This window comes from Ketobacter sp. MCCC 1A13808 (assembly GCF_009746715.1).
Classification (GTDB): domain Bacteria; phylum Pseudomonadota; class Gammaproteobacteria; order Pseudomonadales; family Ketobacteraceae; genus Ketobacter.
Map to the genome: position 1 here is coordinate 1 of NZ_VRKW01000009.1, position 18,002 is coordinate 18,002.

The window sequence follows — 18,002 nt, forward strand, 5'->3', positions numbered from 1 at the left end:
GACGATCGAACAATTACTGGAACTGAATGAAATCATCTGTGAACGTATTGATTATTTAAGGGCGAAGCAAGATCAAAACGTACTGGCTCAGATGCATATTGGTAACCAGGTCTCCTTCAATGCAGATGAAGGCAGGATATTCGGTGTCGTCATCAAGAAAAATCGCAAAACCGTGGTGGTGTTATCAGAAGATAAGCGCCGGTGGAAATTGCCGCCGGGAATGCTGACCATTGTTAAGGATATCTAAATAAGATAGTTCGTTGAGTTGGCAACTACGTGGTGGAATGACCGGTTACGTTGCTACAGACAATACGCCTGCCGACGATATCACGCTCAGTGGGCGAGTGTTGTTTGTAAACAGGGCCGTGGGATACCCACTGGCTGGACTGGGAGCAAAAAGCACAGGCTTCTTGGCTGGTCAGGCTGGTTAATGATCGGGTGAAGGTTTCCAGGGCTTGATGGGAAGAAAAGAATATTTGCATAGATGATGACCAGTATTTAAAAGGTCAGATTTTACGTCAGGATTTTGGTTTGCCAATTTAGCGTTATATCGAGGCGTCAGTGTTCGATGGTAATTTGGCTGGAAAAGGCTGGATTGTTCGATGATTGTGGGGGAAATAACACTAATGCGTGATTCGAATTAACCTCGACAGCTGCTCCGTTAACGAGAAGAAAATCCTAGATTATTCCCGATCAAGGTTAAATGATACGTTAATCTTGATCGATAGCAGAGTTCAACCAGCTCTGGCTTCGAATGACAGCCAAGTTTGATCTTGATGTTATTCAGATGAAACTGAACAGTATGAGATGTAATATCCAAGCGTGAAGATATTTGTTTCGCAGTGAATCCGTTGACTAACAAGGTCAATGTATCGATCTCTTTTCTCGTGAGTCGATCAAGGATGTCGGCGAAAGGCTGGGCCCTGATATCTTCGGCTAGTGTCTTTGAGATTGAGACGGAATCGCGCGAAATGTGCTCTTCAATATGGAATGATCCGATAATAAGGGATTCACCTGTGGAATGACTTTTGGTTAATAGTTTTGTTGTGCAAATTAATTTCACTCCAGTGCACTGATATTGCAACTCTCTAACGTTCACGTGAGGATGTCCATTCAGTACAGCGACGTCTCCCGAAACGAACTTTGGCGCCTGATCCCGCCACTTAAGATCTATATCCTCCTTGCCAATTAGTTGCTGAGGAGAGTCTGCGCCGGCAGCCTCAGCCAGGATCTCATTGCCGAATACATATTGACTTCTGTGATTCTTTGCAAATAGGAATATATTATCCGTCGCCTCATAAAGCTCGAGAAAATGCTCAAGCTCTAATGAATTCATGTCCATAGCATCCAGCCCATGTATTCAGTTCAGTTTATTTTTGGACAGTTCTGGAGAATAAAATGTCCTGATATTTCTACAACCTTTCTCAACAATAGAAAAAATGTAGAGTAGTTCTCACCTGCTATCGGTGAGATACCTCAAAAATCACGATTTCGTTGGCGAGAATCGTGATTTCCTGATCGATGATCTCCTTCATTTTTTCATCAAGGTTGGCGTTCCATTCATCCAATAATAAGACAGGTACTCTAGACTTCAGTACCTCGCGAAGGACGCCACCCTGGTTCTGGCCGGTAGACCCGGTAAATCGAGTTTCAAACATTAACTGGTCGCTGGAGCTTGGTAAATAATAGCTATCAGAATATTGCTCCTTAATCATCAGCAATAAGCTGGTTTTACCGGTACCATTGGGTCCAGTAATAGAAAAGCGACCGCTTCCGCTTCTAATAATATCGTGTATCTTTTCAATTGCTTTGACAGGTTGACCATCGATGCAAATGTGATCCAGAGAAAGACGATCCATAAGATTGGTATTCGATTCTGCTGGGATGCTATTCGCTAGTAAACTCCCCTTGGCTCGAATAGAGGGTAGCTCGTTAAGATAAGAAATGATATTTTGGATCGTTTGTATAATCTGCATCTGCCGCGGCAGTGTCACAATGAGGCCAGCTTGTATGGCTGTAGAAACGTCTGAACTCAAAATAAGATAGATTAAAACGAGAATGGGAATCAGCGACAGCAACACAATTGTATAGGTCGTAAGGATCTGCATCGCTTCACATCTAAGTGTTCTAGTAAACCAGTTTTGTTGAAGCCCAAGATAATGTCTTTTCCAGGTATCGACATTAATTTTATTCGATAGCGTGTAGTTGAGCCATGCCAAAGAGAGATGGCTTTTCAACGCGGCTAGTCCAGCGATCTTCTCATTATGGGCGTTCTCGAGTAGCCGTTTAGGGATCCTCATTAGGCAAGTGGCTATTACAGCGCACAGACAATAGGAAATTATAAATCTTTGATCGATTGAGAGTCCGATCACCAGAATCGGAATCAGTGCGTTCAACAAGGAACTAAAGAGTGTGAATTTAAAATACAGTATTTCGCTAATAATCTTTTCTGCTTCAGAGACCAGCCATATCTCCTTGTCGCTTCTATCATCCTGGCTGTATGCAAGAGACACATGATTCTTCAGTTTGAAAAGAAATAATTCCGAGTATCGGGCAAACGACTCACACCTGCCAAGTTCGATTAAAAATGACGAAGCGTAGCCGGGAACGTAGACAATTATAAGCAGAAATAGAAATAACGCGACATTGAGTGGATCAATGGTCGCGTTATCACCAAATTCTTTTCCTAGCTCTGTCAAGTAGTACAGGGAGAGGCCGACCAGTATTTGCTGGACCACGATTAGTAGCAAGGTTGGAATCGTATACTTGTTAAGAAAGTAATTTGTGTGATTGCTATGAGATAGGCTTTGCATAGATAAGTGATTCACAGTATGAAATATCGATACTCTGGGCATTTAGTGAGCATGAATCATACCAATTAACTAGATCCCAACCGCACTCTCGAAGAAAATATTTGAGATTGGTAATTGATATGATCGGTATGGTGTGCTGGTTAACAAAAGTGCCAAGTCTGCTGTTCATCAACACGAACTGGTCTATCGTGGATGAATGCTTGTCATAAACTACTCTAACTTTCAGATCGGGGATATCTTGATTCTCAATCGCTATCCATTTTGCATAGCGAAAAATATGATCCAGCTTTTCTTCTGGCGTAAAGGCAAATAGTAGCGCCTGCGGATTCATATCCGACAATCTTCGCAGCCATGTTTTGATTCTATCCTGACCCAATCCGAGCAGTGTATTTGAAAAACATGTAACAATCGCACTGGAGTCTATAAAGTTGTCCAGTGGAATCGTAAAAATATCTTCATGAATGAAGCGGTAATCGGGATAGCGGCGGCGCGCGATCTGGAGCGCGTTGCTATCGATATCGATGCCAGTATACGAGTTGATATGGGAAAGGCGTAGCTTGTATTCAAGCACGTTGGCACTGCCACAGCATAAATCAATAATATTGAACTCCTGAGCGCTCTCGCCCAGTATGCTGAGGATATTACACGACATGCTGCTGAGCTGTGCACTTTGAATGGTATCCTGAACCTGCCACTGTAATTTACTCAACATGATGTTATGCAGCCTCCAGATTGCTGACTTGAATACTCTCTATGAGTTCGAAGACTCTTGGCTTGATCAGCTGGTCAATATTATTCATTGAAAGTATGCTATCGATTGAAGTCGGTATTGAAGTACGCAATATTTCACTGGATGGATGCGCTCGCTCAGTACCCTTAAGTTTGAGGATACCTCGAAGTTTCTGTATTTCATTGGCGACGATTAGGGCATGTATGACCTTATCCAGTGGACGTGGCTTTCTAAGTATACTGGATATGGCAAAATTCCGAGGCTCAGCGAGCGCGTCCATGTCATAATAGTGGCCAATGGCAATCTCATCGATAAATACGAGTTGGTGGGTTAGTTCATGGACGAGAAACTCGATGATATCATCGGTCGTCCATTCTTGTTTATAGGAACACCATATCACCCCAACCGCTGAGCTCGTGGAGCCGCCTCCCAGGTTATTGGTTGCAGGGCAGTAGAAAAAGGTGTTTACCGCCAGTAACATTAAGCCGTAAAGATCCTCGTCAAATTCCTTCAACTGTGTGATCGCTCTAACAAACGCAGGCTTGGCCTTTTCGATCGACGTCAGTTTAGGTGCCTCCATCGAATCGCTTACATCTTGGATATCAGTCAGCAAACTGAAATCCTTGTACTTTCGAGTCAAGCTGAGAATCTCGTCAAGATCTTCGCTATAATATGGGGTTTGCGCTAAGAAGTGCGCCAAAGCACAGTCCTTGTTGTAGCTAACATCCTGCTGGAGTTCGCTCACTGCATTCAGATAGCCTCGCTTCAAATCAGTCAAAGTCTGGATATCATGATTTTGACGCTTGGCTATTGCGATAATGTTGTTAATATTGTTTTCAAGGCCTTTCAGATAATACATCACATACCTCCTCGTCAGGTAATGAGCCATCCATCAGTTATTGATGGATGGCCCTTGGTCTCAGTAAGAGGTACCTTGGCTATTACGGGCTGTCATGTTAAGACCGTAGCCTCGATTCATACATTTGCCATTACTTTCGGCGGCACATTTTTGAATGGTACGTTGATTTTTGGTGATGATAGTTTCGATATTTTTCATGGATAATGCCTCTTGATTTAATCATTGGTAATTAAGTGCAGTATTTTTAATCTCAGAGATATCCGTCACCATCGGGGTTCGGGTCTCTGAGTAAAAATATATAGAGCCAGGGGCGCATTGATAACTCCAAAAAAGTTGCAGGTCAAAGCCACTGAGCGATGGACTCATCCGATTCAGAACTGGAACCTGACGGGGTCGCCTAGACGCTGTCACAGCTCACGATCCACTTCCCTGATCGATTGGAGAAATTCATCAGCTTATGATGCTGCTAGGCTGACACATAATTTTGAACACCCTCCTCTATTCGACAAAATTTCTGCTGATACATTTTGCCTATTGAGTGAACGAACCATGCCAGCTGTTTATTTTGACTTCCTCAGTTATTCTTAATTTAACCATGTTCGAAACTAAGCTACATTTTCTCGACCTTTGCATTTAGTAAATCAAATATAGTTATATCTATACTATCAACATCCCCCATTTCATCCTGAAGAATAACTAACTCCTTATCTTGAACATTAACCAATAAATCCCACCCGTCAGTATTAACCGCAAACCGAAGTAAATTGTTAGTCGGATCAAAGCGATTAGACCAGCAATCAGTAAATAAATATTGAATGCTCAATAAAAATTCGTTTTCTCCGGAACTGAATGTGGCTGGGAGCTCACCTTTCGATCCGAAGCGGTTGAGAAACTCAAGCATCGCTTTCGGTTTCTGATTATAAAAATTATTTCCGCTCATTTACATATTCTCACTTTTGAATAGGGAAGGCTGTAAACATCTTACCCGTATTTGGATCGAAACGAACCTTTGCAGAATTAGTATATTCTGCAGAATAAGGGCCTCTATTCTTATGTGATCCAAGATTTTTAAAGTTAACTCCTATATTTCTATCCTTTATTACGTTGAAGTCATATACCTCTGGATTAGCCTTTCGTTGTAAAATTGCACTACGTAGAGTTTCGTAATGATCTTTATTGGTCAGAAACTTACTCGCTGTTTTTGTCTTATTTCCCGGTGCTCCAGTTGTAGGGTTCGGATAATCTTTATGTTGAACTCTTCTATATTGCTTCATCCCTGTAGTTTGCGCACCGTGCTTCTCTAGTGAATGGACATTTTCGGAACCGTAACGAGACTCTAAACGCTCAATCCTTTTCTGATATTCTGCCTCAGATATTTTTTGGCCTGAACTTTCTGAAGCCTTCCCCAGAACAACCTCATCCCCAGACTTAACCGCCGCCTCACTAACATCGGCAACCTCATCACCATGCTTCAGAACAGCCTCACCCACATCCACGGCTTCATCCGCATGTTTTGCCATTTTACCAGCCGTTCGAGCTCCGCGCACGGCCGCTTTTCCTCCGGGAATAATACTGGCGGCCAGGGCGGCTGTGCTGATCCAGCGCGGGATTTCTTCTCCGGTGACCGGATCGAATCCTGCGATCAGCTCGACGACGCCTTTTGCGGTGCCGACACCCGGGATTAGGTCCAGCGATAGGGATAACGCATCGTCCGCCCCGAAGCCTTCACCTTGGGTTGGGGTAATGTCTTTTGGCTTTTCAATGATACTAAACGCCGCCGGTTCAAATTCCACCGGTGCATTTTTAAAGCGGGCTTCAGCGCCTAGCGAGGGTATTGGGCTTCCGGCATGCCCCGGATCGACCGGCTCTGAAGTTTTCGGCGCCGATGCAGACGCACCTTTTGCCGAACCGGCCCCACCTCCGCTATTGATCAGCACCATGAGGCCGGTTACAGAGACGCCCGTTTCATCCAGCACGACACTGCTGCCCGCCGCCTTCAGGGTGAGGGATTGTCCCGCATCCAGCACCACCCCCGCACCGGCTTTAAGGTGGTATTCCACGGCGGCATGTTCACGGTAGTTTTGTCCGATCTTTTGCTCCATGGATTGGCCGATGCTGCGGGATTGCTGGCCGTCGATCTGGAGGTTGTGGTCTTTGCCGATGGTGCGGTGTTGATTGTTTTCAATGTGATCGTAGGCGGAGCCTTGCACGATGCGGTGACGCTGGTGGCCGATGCTTTCCCGTTTGTCGTTACGGATGTAGTAGTCCAGGTCTTTTTGCGCGTGGACGTAGATTTGTTCCTGGTGCTTTTTGTCGTCTATCCGCAGGGTGTTGTGGCCACCGCCGTCCGGGCTGCTGCGGGATTTGAAGGTGGTGCGGGTTTGCTGGGTCGGCAGTTTGTCCGGCGGGATGGTTTGGCTGTTGTAGAGCGCGCCGGTGACTATGGGGCGGTCCGGGTCGCCGTCTAAGAAGCTGACCAGCACTTCCTGGCCCACTCGGGGCAGGCTGAAAGCCCCCCATTCGTTGCCGGCCCAGCCCTGGCTGACCCGGATCCAGCCGCTGCTGTTTTCATCGCGCTGGCCTTCCCGGTCCCAGTGAAACTGGACTTTGATGCGGCCGTGGGCGTCGGTGTAGATGTCTTCGCCCTGGGGGCCGGTAACGAAGGCGGTTTGGATGCCGTCAGCCTGCGGTTTGGGATGCTGGATCGGCGGGCGGTAGAGCAGGTCTGAGGGCATCGCCTGAAAGCGTACGTCGAATTCACTGCCGCCACTGCCGGCGCCTTCTTCCAGTACTTGGGGTTGGCGGCCGTGGATGTGAAGTCGGGTCAGCAGCAGTTCCAGCTTGAAGGGTTTGCCGCCGGCGGCGTTGCCGGGTTTGTCCAGGATAAAGCGGCGTCCCGCTTGCAGCCGGTGGCAGTCTGATTGGCCACGGGCGACGGTTTGGCTTTGGCCTTGCCGGGCCAGGTGCACGGCAGCGTATTGTTTGCCCTGGGCCGGTTGCTGAAAGCCGCCGGGGTAGTGATAGTGCTGCAACATGGCGAAGCGGCCAACTTCGGCTTCGCTGTGCAGTTTCAGGTCGGGCTTTTCGAAGTCGTAGTCGCGGGTGGCGACTGCGCCGCTGTAGAGCTGGTGGCGCAGGTTAAAGTCGTAGACTGAAACTTCGTCCGCCACCATGCCGCTTTTCGGGTGATAGGGTAATTCAGCGGGGCCGTCCATCATCCCCAGGCTGTCTTGTTGATCGGTGATCACCATTAAATGCTGATCCAGACGATGCTCGAAGTAGTAGAACAGGCCTTCTTCTTCCATCAGGCGGCTGATGAAGGCGAAGTCGGTTTCCTGGTATTGGCAGCAGTAGTCTCGTGGAGGATACGGGCGGCGGGTCCGGATCGAGACATCCACCTGCAGCCCGGCGTCCTGAATCACCTGCAGCAGGATCTCCGGTACCGAGCGTTCCTGAAAAATGCGCATCCCACTGCGCAGGGTGAGCCACCAGAGTTTGGGGCGCAGGGTAAGATAATAAGTGGTGTATCGGGTGCCGATTGCACCCAGGGCAGCACGGGCGACCTCGCCATGAATCAGGCGCGGATGCTGCTCATCATAGAGCGTCAGCACACCGGCCTGAGCCAGTAGGTTGTTCAGCGGCAGATTATGACGCAGGCAGGCCAGCTCCAACCGGCACTGGAACAGGCCACTGAGGCTTTCTTCATGATCGAAGCCCACGACCTGAAGCTCTTCCTCCAGTGAAGGAATTTCAAAGTGGAAGCGACTGTTGTTGGCTAGCAACGGCATGCGGGGTGCGGTCCTTATCGGTCAGGGAGTGACGCCTGCTAGATAGACCGGGGGGAGACAAAAGTTTGGCGAAGTAAAACAGAGAAGAGTTTAATTAAAGTGGCGCACTAACACTGAACCCATGACCAGTTGTATCACGAACCCGGATACTCAAAATCCCGGATCACCTGCAGAAACGCTTCACCAAAACGTTCCAGCTTGGAATCACCGACACCGGACAGCTTGAGAAAGCTGCGCTCCGTCATCGGCCGTACCACCAGCATTTCCCGCAATGTCTTGTCATGGAACACCACATAAGGCGGCACACCATGCTCATCCGCAAGCTGCTTGCGGCAGGCCCGTAGCGCATTCCACAAGGGTTGATCCCGCTCGTCGATTTCCACTGTGCCGGGGCGGCGGCTTGCGGTATTGATTTGCGCCGGCAGCTTACGTAGCTGGATCGACTCTTCCTGACGCAACAAAGGCCTGCAACGATCCGTCAGTAACAGCGCACCATACCCTTCCGCATCCACCTGCAGATAGCCCCGCGCCACCAACTGCCGCACCACACCGCGCCATTCGTTGGCACTGAGATCCATACCGATGCCGTAGGTGCTGATTTCATTATGCTTGAACTGCATGACTTTCTCGTTAGAGCTACCGCGCAGTACATCCACCACATGATTGGCCCCGAAACGCTGGCCGGTGCGATAAACGCAGGACAGCAATTTGCGCGCAGCTTCCGAGCCATCCCAGGTCGACGGGGGTTGCAGGCAGGTGTCGCAATTGCCGCAGGGTGCCGCTTCGCTTTCACCAAAATAATGCAGCAGCGTCTGACGCCGGCAACTGGTAATTTCACACAGTCCCAGCATCGCTTCCAGGCGCTGCCGTTCTGCCCGCTTGAACTGCTCATCCCCTTCAGAACTGGCCGCCATTTGCCCCAGCTTCACCACATCTTCCAGGCCATACAGTAGCAATGCGGTTGCCGGGTCACCGTCGCGCCCTGCCCGCCCGGTTTCCTGATAATAGGCTTCCACACTTTTTGGCAAATCCAGGTGCGCCACAAAGCGAACATCCGGCTTATCAATGCCCATGCCAAACGCGATGGTGGCGACCATGATAATGCCGTCTTCACGCAAAAATCGCTGCTGGTTGCGCTGGCGCATTTCGGCGGGCAATCCGGCGTGATAGGCCAGTGCTTTAAACCCTTGCAGGGTCAGCCATTCGGCGGTGGCTTCCACTTTCTTGCGGGACAGGCAGTACACCACTCCGGCGTTTCCGGACTGCTCGTCTTTAAGAAATTTCAGTAGCTGTTGTTTGGGTTTGTCTTTCAGTTGAATGCGATATTGGATATTGGGACGGTCGAAGCCGCTGATAAAATGCGGAGCGTCAGTCAATTCCAGGCGCCGGGCAATTTCCTTGCGGGTACGTTCATCGGCCGTGGCCGTTAGTGCCACCCGGGGTACATGAGGAAAGCGCTCATGCAACAGGCTTAATTGCAGATAATCGGAACGGAAATCATGTCCCCACTGGGACACGCAATGGGCTTCATCAATGGCAAAAAGGGAAATTCTGGCCCGACTGAGCATTTCCAGGCAGCGGTTCTGGATCAGGCGTTCCGGAGCCACATAGAGCAATTCCAGATCGCCGCTCATCAAATCCGTTTCCACCCGATAAGCCTGCTCAGCAGTAAGGGAGGAATTGAGAAATCCGGCTTTGACTCCGGCGGCTTTCAGGGCATCCACCTGATCCTGCATCAAGGCAATCAATGGCGAAATTACGACTCCGCAACCCGGTCGTGCCATGGCCGGAATCTGATAACAGAGGGATTTACCACCGCCGGTAGGCATGATCACCAGAGCATCACCGCCCTCCACCAGGGTATTGATGATGTCTTCCTGCTGGCCACGAAACGCATCGTAGCCAAAGGTGTGCTGCAATATAGATTGGGGGCTTTCATTCATGGTGCGGAAGTATACCTAAATCCGATGCACAAATCCGTGCATGCAGCGGGGTTCTGCCAGCGGCATTTTAAAGGCGACCGAGGCCTGATTACGCAGCTGATCCATTATCCCCAGCGGGCCAGGCAAGCTTGAAAGATTTGCACCCCAGCCCCGGTACATAGAATAAGCATTGGTCACCAGACGCTCCGGGCAGTTCCAGCCTGCAAACTCAGATTCCTGAAATGCCCTGCTGAACAATACTTCCTGAGCGGCTTCCGTAGGGTTCATATCGCGCTGATAACACCGGTGCAACTGTTCATGGGCAAAATGCCAGTAATTAATAACCGCTTGTACCTGCTGATCGCCGGCTATCGGCCCGTGACCAGGCACGATGGTTTTGGCGTTCAGGCTGCGCAGGGTTTCCAGAGCTTTCACCAGGTTATCTACCGGTCCACTCCACATCACCGGTGTACCGCCGATAAATAAAATATCGCCGGCGTATACCAACTCCTCACCCGGAACATACACCAGGGCATCACCATCGGTATGCCCCGGCCCGACCTCCATCACCACAATCTCAACACCGTTCACGGTAAATTCATGCTTACCGGAAAAACCTTTATTGGCACCGGTGATACTGACATCTGAAAAATCATAGGGCGAAAACATGGTTCGCATATAGTGACCAAAGCTATCCAGTTTCATAAACGGGATATGACGCAGAACCCGGCCACCGGATTTGAGCGCAGTCATGGAAGCGGGTTTAAGATGATGCATCTGTTCAATGCAGGCGTGAGTGGCGATGATTTCTTTATCTTTAAAAAGCTGATTGCCCCAGCAGTGGTCACCATCGGAATGCGTGTTAATTACGAATTCCACAGGCGATTTGCGCAATACCGGCTCAGCGGTTTCTAATAGCTCGCGGGTGAATTTCAGATCCCAGCAGGTATCAATCAGAATGCTTTTACCACCGCAGTCGATTAACCCGATATTGGTTTCGCCCCAGGTACCGTTAGGCACCATCCAGGCGTAACTGCTAATGCCGACGCGATATAAGCCTTCTTTATAGGCCGGAACTTCTCCGAACCGGGTGATATTACGGTGCGGACCTGCAAGCCATTGTGCTTTCATATTACTGCCTTTGATCTGGAGTTCAGTAGAATAATACCGCTACAGCCAGATTAAGGTCTAAACAATTTAAGTTCACGTACTGCGGGCGTTTGCTCCTGCCTTAGGCCCGGCGTTATCCACCACCACAACCGGCCCCAAAGTCTGAAGCATCAGCTTTGCACCCAAACGGTCCTGCGTATCCAGCTCAACCACTTTATTGAGCATTCGCACAGCCTCACTGATCTGATTAATTTGCAAATGCAAATAGGCACACGCTTTCAACGCCAACAAATAAAATCGCACCAGTGAAAATGAACTCATTACCCCGTTAGCCAGATCATTAAAGGTGATTTCAGACCAGTGATCGGGAAAGCTGATCAGCGGGGCAACTTCCGTCATCGCTTTGGACGCAATATGAATCGCATCCAGATAACGACGTTGATCATAATAAAAACGATATAAAGCAACCAGCACCGTGAGACTGGTCGGTGCCATTTCATAGGCTTTTAATAAACAACTTTCTGCGCTCGCCGGAGAAAACTGTTCTATCGCCGATCGCATTAACTCTTCTACACCCATAGGCACAACTTCATTAAAATACAGTTGCTGAGCCTCATCATCCTGCAAATCCATCGCTACGACACCTCGTAAAGGCGGGTTACTTACAATCACTTGTATTACCGGTTAACCGGAAGCCAACACAAAGCCATTGCACTGATTCCCTTGTATAGACATTCCTGATGCAAGAATATGCAAAGTTTGAACCATTTTATTTTTTGTAATTTAAGTTCCGGGCATGTTGCTGTTATTGGAATAATTCTGTGTACTTATATCGCTTCACCGGAAGCATGCGTTGTGATGCATCACCCAAAACCTGAACAGCCCACTACGGTGCAGATTATCAGGACCACTTGCCTGAATAAGAATAACCCTATGTGGTGATTACAACTCGTTTAGTCGTTGCGCGGAATTTAATACAAGTTATGGACACACCTGACAAAAAAACGCCAGCTCACCCCAAAGACCTTCAAAACGAGATCGGGCAGATTTATCAACAGGAATCACGCCGCGTACTCGCTACACTAATTCGCTTGCTGGGTGATTTTGACTTGGCAGAAGAAGCTTTGCATGAAGCCTTTTCCGCCGCGCTCAAGCAATGGGCCAAAGAAGGAATGCCTGAAAATCCGCGGGCCTGGCTGGTATCCACCGGACGATTTAAAGCCATCGACCAAATCCGCAAAAAGGCCCGTTTTAACGATCATCTCTCTGAGCTTAGTTATGCTGCCATTGCAGAAGCAGAGGCAAATACCGCATCGGATCTGGACGAGCTGACCATTGCGGACGACCAGCTCCGCTTGATATTTACCTGCTGCCACCCCAGCCTCTCTGTAGAGGCGCAGTTAGCCCTGACACTGCGGGAAGTTTGCGGCCTGACTACCGAACAGATTGCACGGGCATTTCTGACCACCGCGCCAACGCTGGCGCAACGCATCGTACGTGCCAAATCCAAAATCCGTGACGCCAAAATTCCTTATGAGATACCTGAACAAAAACAACTACCTGAACGCCTGAATACGGTTCTGGACGTTATCTACCTGTTATTCAATGAAGGTTACTCGGCTACCGATGGCGAGCATATGGTGCAATCGGAACTGACCCGCGAGGCCATACACTTGTGTCGTCAATTGCACGAGCTGTTACCCCAACCCGAGGTGAAGGGATTGCTGGCATTGATGCTGCTACAGGATTCCAGGCGAAATGCCCGCACCAATGCAGAAGGCGACATTGTATTGCTACAGAATCAGGATCGTACCCTCTGGGATCAGGAACAGATTAATGAAGGGCTGCCGCTGGTCACCCAGGCACTTGAAAGCCGGCGTTTCGGGCCATTTTCGCTACAGGCTGCAATCGCTGCAGTCCACGCCGAAGCAAATCGGTCTGATCTGACTGACTGGAACCAGATAGTCGGCTTGTACGATGTTCTGGCGCGAATCCAGCCGTCACCTGTAGTATCACTGAATCAGGCTGTGGCGGTCTCGATGGCGCAAGGGCCGGCAGCAGGACTGGAACGGGTTGAATCCCTTCTGCGCGATAAATCAATGCAGGAGTACCACCTTGCCCACGCAGCGAAAGCCGATTGCCTGAGACGACTGGAAAACTATTCTGCCGCCATCGAATCCTATCAGCAGGCTCTCAAACTCGCCAAACAGGCACCGGAGCGGCGTTTTTTACAAACACGTTTGCAGGACTGCGAAAATCTTTTACGAAAATAATATTTAAGGTTTGTCGATTTTCCGCAGCCCCGAGCGACAAATGTAAAACAACCTTCAGAGAGAAACGCACCGTGAAATACTTAGCTTTGGTTTACTACAATGAAAGCAAAATGAGTGAAATGAGCCAACCGGAGTGGGATGCCCTGAACCGTGAATGCATGGCCTGTGTAGAAGGCCTGCAAAATAGCGGGCATTATGTTGCCGGCAACCCGCTATTCCCCACCCATACTGCAACCACAGTACGGGTGCGCGACAACAAAGTCAGCACTATGGACGGCCCTTTTGCAGAAACCAAAGAACAGCTGGCAGGCTATTATTTATTAGACGCAAGAGATCTTAACGAGGCAATTCAGTTAGCGGGAAAAATCCCTCCGGCACGGTATGGCAGCATTGAAATACGCCCCGTGAGAGAGCTGCGGGAAAACGATAATGACTGAAGATTGCTACACACTCTAATCCGGCGTTTAATTCGGTAATACGGCTTTTTCAAACCAATACTTGGTGATGGTTTTCATAGTTTCTACTAATTCATCGAACAATGCAGGTTTGGTAAAAAAAGTATTTCCGCCAGAACGATAGGCGAAGCTAACATCGTCCTGATTACTGGATGTAGTAAAAATAACCACAGGGATGTGACAAAACTGGTCGGAATTTTTTATTTCCCTAAGCACTTCCCGACCATCCATTTTCGGCATATTCAGATCCAGAATAATTAACGCCGGATTGAAGTCATGGGATTGCAGCAATTCCAACAACTCCATTCCATCGGCTGCAAAAACGATATCGCTTTCAGATACACCGCTCTCCTGCAGTGCTTCGCGAATTAAAAGTTGATCATCCAGATCATCTTCAGCAATAAAAAGCTTCGTAGCGGAATTCGCCACGGCTGAGGAATTCTGATTCATGGTGCCAGTGTCTTGCCAGAGTGGAATTTAGGCCAAAATGCTAATACAAAATAGCAAAGTTTGCCACCACTAAGCCTTCAGGATACCAACTACTTCCTATTGTTCTAAGGTAACGCAATGATAATTCTCTATATCAAAGCGATTCAGGAGTTGTTGCATTTTAAAACTGCTCCAGGGAAATCCGACACTATTAAAGCCGTTTTTATCCAGATAATAGCTGGAACAACCACCGCTATTCCATACCGTCCCATGTAAATGTTTCTGTACTTTCAGGTTGTAGTTTTGTTGCACGGCTGCATCAACATCCATACGCGTAAAGGCATTTTCACGCATGGCGTTCAGAGCACTCATGATGTAGGTAATCTGTGCTTCAATAACAATAAATGCGGAGTTATGACCTATCCCCAGATTGGGGCCGAGCACCATAAAAGCATTAGGAAATCCGCTAATGGTCGTGCCGCGATAAGCCTGCATCTTGTGCTGCCATACCTCAGACAACGAACAGCCCACACCATCAAATATCTTTTCCGCAATTGGGGGTTCTGTGACATAAAATCCCGTGCCCATTATGATGGTATCTACATCGGTTTCACTGCCGTCCTCTGCAATTACAGTGGAGCCACGGATTTGTGTTACTGCGCCGGAATGTAGCGAAACATTGCTTTGGCTTACAGCCGGGTAATAGTCATTAGACATCAACACCCGCTTGCAACCCAGCGTATAATCGGGTGTCAGTTTTTCCCTTAATTCCGCATCCGGCACCTTTACACGCAAATGCAATTGCGCCAGTTTCTGGATCTGTTGCAACAGAACCGGTTGCCGGAAACCGATACCGAAAGTTTCAAATCCACCGAATAAAACACTACGCCACGCATTGATTAGGAGGGAATTGCCAAACAGCTTTTTCTCAGTTTGTGTCACCTGACGATTAGGCTTTGGTAAAACCCATTGCGGTGTTCTTTGAAAAACCGAAAGCTGTTTTACCAGCGGCTGAATTTCCGGCACAAACTGAATAGCCGAGGCGCCGGTTCCTATTACCGCAACACGTTCGGCATTTAACGAGTGGTCATGACGCCAACGGGAGGAATGAAACAAGGTTCCGGAGAAGGAATCCAGCCCCGGAATATCGGGCACTATAGGTTCATGTAAATACCCGCTGCAGGTAACTAAAGTGCGGGAATGATAGGTTTTGTCTGCCGTGCGTACGACCCAAAGGCATTGCTCTTCACACCACTGCGCACGCTCTACCGGCTGTTGATATTCGATGTATTGACCTATGCCAAAATACTCTGCCGTATTACGCACGTAATCAAGAATTTCACTCTGTCCTGCAAAGGTGCGGGACCAACGCGGATTCTGCGCAAATGAATACGAATACAATGCCGATGGCACATCACATTCACACCCGGGATAGGTATTATCCCGCCAGGTGCCACCCAGATCAGTTGCTTTTTCCAGAATCACAAAATTACTGAAATTATTTTCAAGCAATCGTATCCCGGTTCCGATACCACTAATACCTGCGCCGATGATCAATACATCGAATACCTTCATGCTATTTTTTTCATGCCACGCCGGACCACGTTACCCAATACGGTTTTAACAATAGGGGCCACCAGAGGAATCGGTGAATCAATTTCAATAGTCCAGTTCACCATTGATCCCTCACTGGTTTCACTGAACTCCAGCTTACCGCGGTGATGGGTAATAGGGCCGCCATTACGGCTGATGCGGTAGTGGATGCTGCGATCGGTTTCTATCGCAGTTACGGTTTCTTCTACCCCTAAAGGCCAGGGCCCGATCCTGCGCACAGAGCCCACTCCGTTTACATCCCCCTGGCCAGACTTGATCCGCTTTACCGGAACCGGAAATAGCTCACTCAGATTCTGATGGTCCGCGAAAAAGCTGAACACTTCAGAAACAGGTTTGCGGTAACGCTGTACCGCGACGATTTGTTGTGCCATGGAAAACCACCTCAGATAAGTACTATAAACAGGCCACCCAACCTCCAGGCAGCCAGACTGTGACATTGTCTGATGTCGTGATGCTTGAGCGTGAGAGGCAATTGTGCCACTATTCTTGTCACATCAGGCCATTGGTGCACAACTGTATGCATGACCCCCTCCACATTCACCAACCCACACTGCCGGTTGCCTACCCTCAACTGGTTCTGGAGATTGTGTCGGAACGAGGCTTCAACCCTTCGCAGGTGTTAAAACTGGCACAATTACCCGCAGATATCCTTGCCAACACCGGCGGCCGCATCACTCCGATGCAATACACCCAGATTACAGCCTGCGCAGCGCAGCTACTGAATGACCAGGGATTGGGGATGGAAGTCGGACTCAGAATGCGCCCCACCGCCCATGGTTTTCTCGGTTATGCCGTTATGACCTGTGCCAACCTGCACGAAGCCCTTTTACTTAGCCTCCGCTTTATGCGACTGCGGCAACGTCATATCCAGACTGCCTATACCCGTGAGCAGGGCACCACTGTTATTACCTTGCGTGAAAGCCATGATTTCGGGCCGGTACGGCATTTTTTTCTTGAGGGGATGCTGATCGGCATGGCGCGATCCAGCCAGTTTTTGCTGAATACAGATTCACTGTTCGGGGAGTTATGGTTCGACTATCCACAACCGGATTATTTTGAGCGTTACCAGGATCGCCTGCCATGTGTGAAGTTTGAGATGCCATCAGTGCAACTGCGCACGCCATCGTGCTATCTGGACCAACCACTCAGAATGGCGGATGCGATTGCATCACGTCAGGCGGTACAACAATGCGAGCGAGAATTGGCAGAAATCGGCAACGAAGAGGATTTTTTAACGAACCTGCGGGAATTGCTACGGGATCAGATTGACACCGGGCCAGGCCTGGACAGGGTGGCAGCGAGTTTATTCATATCCGGCCGAACTCTCAAACGCCGCCTGCACGCCAACGGGACTTCGTTTCAGCGTTTACTGGATGATGTACGTTTCGGAGAAAGTAAACGCCTGATGCGCAATCCGGCGCTGTCGTTACAGCAGATTGCGTTTCGACTGGGTTATGGGGATCCAGCCAATTTTACCCGGGCATTCCGTAAGTGGGCAGGTTGTTCGCCCAGTGAATTCCGGGCGCGATTGCGATTCTAATCATCTGCAACTACGATTTTACGGCCATCAGCAGACACATCCAAGTCGAGCTTTTCACCGCCTTGCTGACCGACAAATTCATAGCCGACGACCTTTTTACTCTCAGAATGACTCGCTTCAATAAAGGAAGCAGTAAACCCCGGATAAGCAGATTCGACGGCATTCAGTACTGCACCCGGCACCAGATCATGAGTGAACTCAACTTCAATTTCTTCCACATCGCCCGCAGGTGTTATATCCACCTCCAGTTTGCGCCCGTCAGCAAGAACGCCCTGTATTTCATATACCAGATCACCATTCTCTTCTTCGGTGTTGGCACTTTGATAGGTTGCCTCCGGCATTAGCTTACTGACTTTATCCATTAGCTCGGCTGGCACGGTCTCCAGACCGATTTTTACTTCTTCACCCGCTATCGTGTGGACAGCAATAAAAAGTAAAGGGAAGATCACGCCGTACTTCGACTTCATCG

The 18,002-nt window shown here is 49.0% G+C and carries 18 protein-coding genes; 4 read left to right on the forward strand and 14 right to left on the reverse strand.

Annotated features, from left to right (window positions below; all coding sequences use genetic code 11):
- On the forward strand, positions 1-247 hold a 247-nt coding region (locus FT643_RS23190), incomplete at its 5' end, for a hypothetical protein (RefSeq protein ID WP_198043605.1).
- Between the two features lie 25 nt (positions 248-272).
- Here FT643_RS23190 and FT643_RS15770 read toward each other — a convergent pair.
- From FT643_RS15770 to FT643_RS15815, 10 genes are all read right to left on the reverse strand, one after another.
- Positions 273-482, reverse strand: a complete 210-nt coding sequence (locus FT643_RS15770) for a hypothetical protein (RefSeq protein ID WP_156872385.1) — start codon at positions 480-482, stop codon at positions 273-275.
- A gap of 179 nt (positions 483-661) precedes the next feature.
- Complete coding sequence (locus FT643_RS15775) at positions 662-1,336, reverse strand: helix-turn-helix transcriptional regulator (RefSeq protein WP_198043606.1); 675 nt, start codon at positions 1,334-1,336, stop codon at positions 662-664.
- A 124-nt stretch (positions 1,337-1,460) separates the two neighbouring features.
- On the reverse strand, positions 1,461-2,738 hold the full coding sequence (locus FT643_RS15780) for an ATP-binding cassette domain-containing protein (protein WP_156872387.1): 1,278 nt from the start codon (positions 2,736-2,738) through the stop codon (positions 1,461-1,463).
- A 55-nt stretch (positions 2,739-2,793) separates the two neighbouring features.
- Positions 2,794-3,525 (reverse strand): class I SAM-dependent methyltransferase, encoded by a 732-nt coding sequence (locus FT643_RS15785; RefSeq protein WP_156872388.1) that lies wholly within the window; start codon positions 3,523-3,525, stop codon positions 2,794-2,796.
- A gap of 4 nt (positions 3,526-3,529) precedes the next feature.
- Positions 3,530-4,402 (reverse strand): aKG-HExxH-type peptide beta-hydroxylase, encoded by an 873-nt coding sequence (locus FT643_RS15790; RefSeq protein WP_156872389.1) that lies wholly within the window; start codon positions 4,400-4,402, stop codon positions 3,530-3,532.
- Between the two features lie 610 nt (positions 4,403-5,012).
- A complete protein-coding gene (locus FT643_RS15795) occupies positions 5,013-5,342 on the reverse strand; it encodes a hypothetical protein (RefSeq protein WP_156872390.1) in 330 nt (109 codons plus the stop codon).
- 10 nt (positions 5,343-5,352) lie between these two features.
- On the reverse strand, positions 5,353-8,190 hold the full coding sequence (locus FT643_RS15800) for a type VI secretion system Vgr family protein (protein WP_156872391.1): 2,838 nt from the start codon (positions 8,188-8,190) through the stop codon (positions 5,353-5,355).
- A gap of 134 nt (positions 8,191-8,324) precedes the next feature.
- Positions 8,325-10,133 (reverse strand): DNA helicase RecQ, encoded by a 1,809-nt coding sequence (gene recQ, locus FT643_RS15805; RefSeq protein ID WP_156872392.1) that lies wholly within the window; start codon positions 10,131-10,133, stop codon positions 8,325-8,327.
- A gap of 15 nt (positions 10,134-10,148) precedes the next feature.
- Complete coding sequence (locus FT643_RS15810) at positions 10,149-11,243, reverse strand: MBL fold metallo-hydrolase (protein WP_156872393.1); 1,095 nt, start codon at positions 11,241-11,243, stop codon at positions 10,149-10,151.
- Positions 11,244-11,315: 72 nt separating this feature from the next.
- Complete coding sequence (locus tag FT643_RS15815) at positions 11,316-11,894, reverse strand: hypothetical protein (RefSeq protein WP_156872394.1); 579 nt, start codon at positions 11,892-11,894, stop codon at positions 11,316-11,318.
- A gap of 311 nt (positions 11,895-12,205) precedes the next feature.
- On the opposite strand from FT643_RS15815, the gene FT643_RS15820 reads away from it, so the two are divergent.
- Together FT643_RS15820 and FT643_RS15825 are read left to right on the forward strand one after the other, a co-directional pair.
- Positions 12,206-13,495 carry an RNA polymerase sigma factor gene (locus FT643_RS15820; protein ID WP_156872395.1) on the forward strand — a complete coding sequence of 430 codons (1,290 nt, stop codon included), beginning with the start codon at positions 12,206-12,208 and terminating at the stop codon, positions 13,493-13,495.
- Between the two features lie 71 nt (positions 13,496-13,566).
- Positions 13,567-13,932 carry a YciI family protein gene (locus FT643_RS15825; protein ID WP_317622040.1) on the forward strand — a complete coding sequence of 122 codons (366 nt, stop codon included), beginning with the start codon at positions 13,567-13,569 and terminating at the stop codon, positions 13,930-13,932.
- Positions 13,933-13,959: 27 nt separating this feature from the next.
- Here FT643_RS15825 and FT643_RS15830 read toward each other — a convergent pair whose 3' ends face one another.
- The 3 genes from FT643_RS15830 to FT643_RS15840 form a co-directional block, all read right to left on the reverse strand.
- On the reverse strand, positions 13,960-14,400 hold the full coding sequence (locus FT643_RS15830) for a response regulator (protein ID WP_156872396.1): 441 nt from the start codon (positions 14,398-14,400) through the stop codon (positions 13,960-13,962).
- 96 nt (positions 14,401-14,496) lie between these two features.
- Positions 14,497-15,954: a flavin-containing monooxygenase gene (locus FT643_RS15835; protein WP_156872397.1), complete on the reverse strand. Its 1,458-nt coding sequence runs from the start codon at positions 15,952-15,954 to the stop codon at positions 14,497-14,499.
- Positions 15,951-16,364, reverse strand: coding sequence for an SRPBCC family protein (locus FT643_RS15840; protein WP_198043607.1), 414 nt, complete (start codon positions 16,362-16,364; stop codon positions 15,951-15,953). The genes FT643_RS15835 and FT643_RS15840 overlap by 4 nt, the downstream gene beginning before the upstream one ends.
- Before the next feature lie 146 nt (positions 16,365-16,510).
- Between FT643_RS15840 and FT643_RS15845 the strand changes: the two genes are divergently transcribed.
- Complete coding sequence (locus FT643_RS15845; RefSeq protein WP_198043608.1) at positions 16,511-17,533, forward strand: AraC family transcriptional regulator; 1,023 nt, start codon at positions 16,511-16,513, stop codon at positions 17,531-17,533.
- On the opposite strand, the gene FT643_RS15850 is transcribed toward FT643_RS15845, so the two are convergent.
- Positions 17,530-18,000, reverse strand: coding sequence for a hypothetical protein (locus FT643_RS15850; protein WP_156872400.1), 471 nt, complete (start codon positions 17,998-18,000; stop codon positions 17,530-17,532). The two genes, FT643_RS15845 and FT643_RS15850, sit on opposite strands and share 4 nt — an antisense overlap.
- Positions 18,001-18,002: the final 2 nt, after the last annotated feature.

Excerpts from the sequence above, each read along its gene's own strand:
- FT643_RS15850 (WP_156872400.1), bottom strand. The coding sequence starts at position 18,000 with ATGAAGTCGAAGTACGGCGTGATCTTCCCTTTACTTTTTATTGCTGTC.
- FT643_RS15830 (WP_156872396.1), bottom strand. The coding sequence starts at position 14,400 with ATGAATCAGAATTCCTCAGCCGTGGCGAATTCCGCTACGAAGCTTTTT.
- FT643_RS15810 (WP_156872393.1), bottom strand. The coding sequence starts at position 11,243 with ATGAAAGCACAATGGCTTGCAGGTCCGCACCGTAATATCACCCGGTTC.
- FT643_RS15785 (WP_156872388.1), bottom strand. The coding sequence starts at position 3,525 with ATGTTGAGTAAATTACAGTGGCAGGTTCAGGATACCATTCAAAGTGCA.
- FT643_RS15800 (WP_156872391.1), bottom strand. The coding sequence starts at position 8,190 with ATGCCGTTGCTAGCCAACAACAGTCGCTTCCACTTTGAAATTCCTTCA.
- FT643_RS15795 (WP_156872390.1), bottom strand. The coding sequence starts at position 5,342 with ATGAGCGGAAATAATTTTTATAATCAGAAACCGAAAGCGATGCTTGAG.
- recQ (WP_156872392.1), bottom strand. The coding sequence starts at position 10,133 with ATGAATGAAAGCCCCCAATCTATATTGCAGCACACCTTTGGCTACGAT.
- FT643_RS15845 (WP_198043608.1), top strand. The coding sequence starts at position 16,511 with ATGCATGACCCCCTCCACATTCACCAACCCACACTGCCGGTTGCCTAC.
- FT643_RS15840 (WP_198043607.1), bottom strand. The coding sequence starts at position 16,364 with ATGGCACAACAAATCGTCGCGGTACAGCGTTACCGCAAACCTGTTTCT.
- FT643_RS15835 (WP_156872397.1), bottom strand. The coding sequence starts at position 15,954 with ATGAAGGTATTCGATGTATTGATCATCGGCGCAGGTATTAGTGGTATC.
- FT643_RS15790 (WP_156872389.1), bottom strand. The coding sequence starts at position 4,402 with ATGTATTATCTGAAAGGCCTTGAAAACAATATTAACAACATTATCGCA.
- FT643_RS15820 (WP_156872395.1), top strand. The coding sequence starts at position 12,206 with ATGGACACACCTGACAAAAAAACGCCAGCTCACCCCAAAGACCTTCAA.
- FT643_RS15770 (WP_156872385.1), bottom strand. The coding sequence starts at position 482 with ATGCAAATATTCTTTTCTTCCCATCAAGCCCTGGAAACCTTCACCCGA.
- FT643_RS15775 (WP_198043606.1), bottom strand. The coding sequence starts at position 1,336 with ATGAATTCATTAGAGCTTGAGCATTTTCTCGAGCTTTATGAGGCGACG.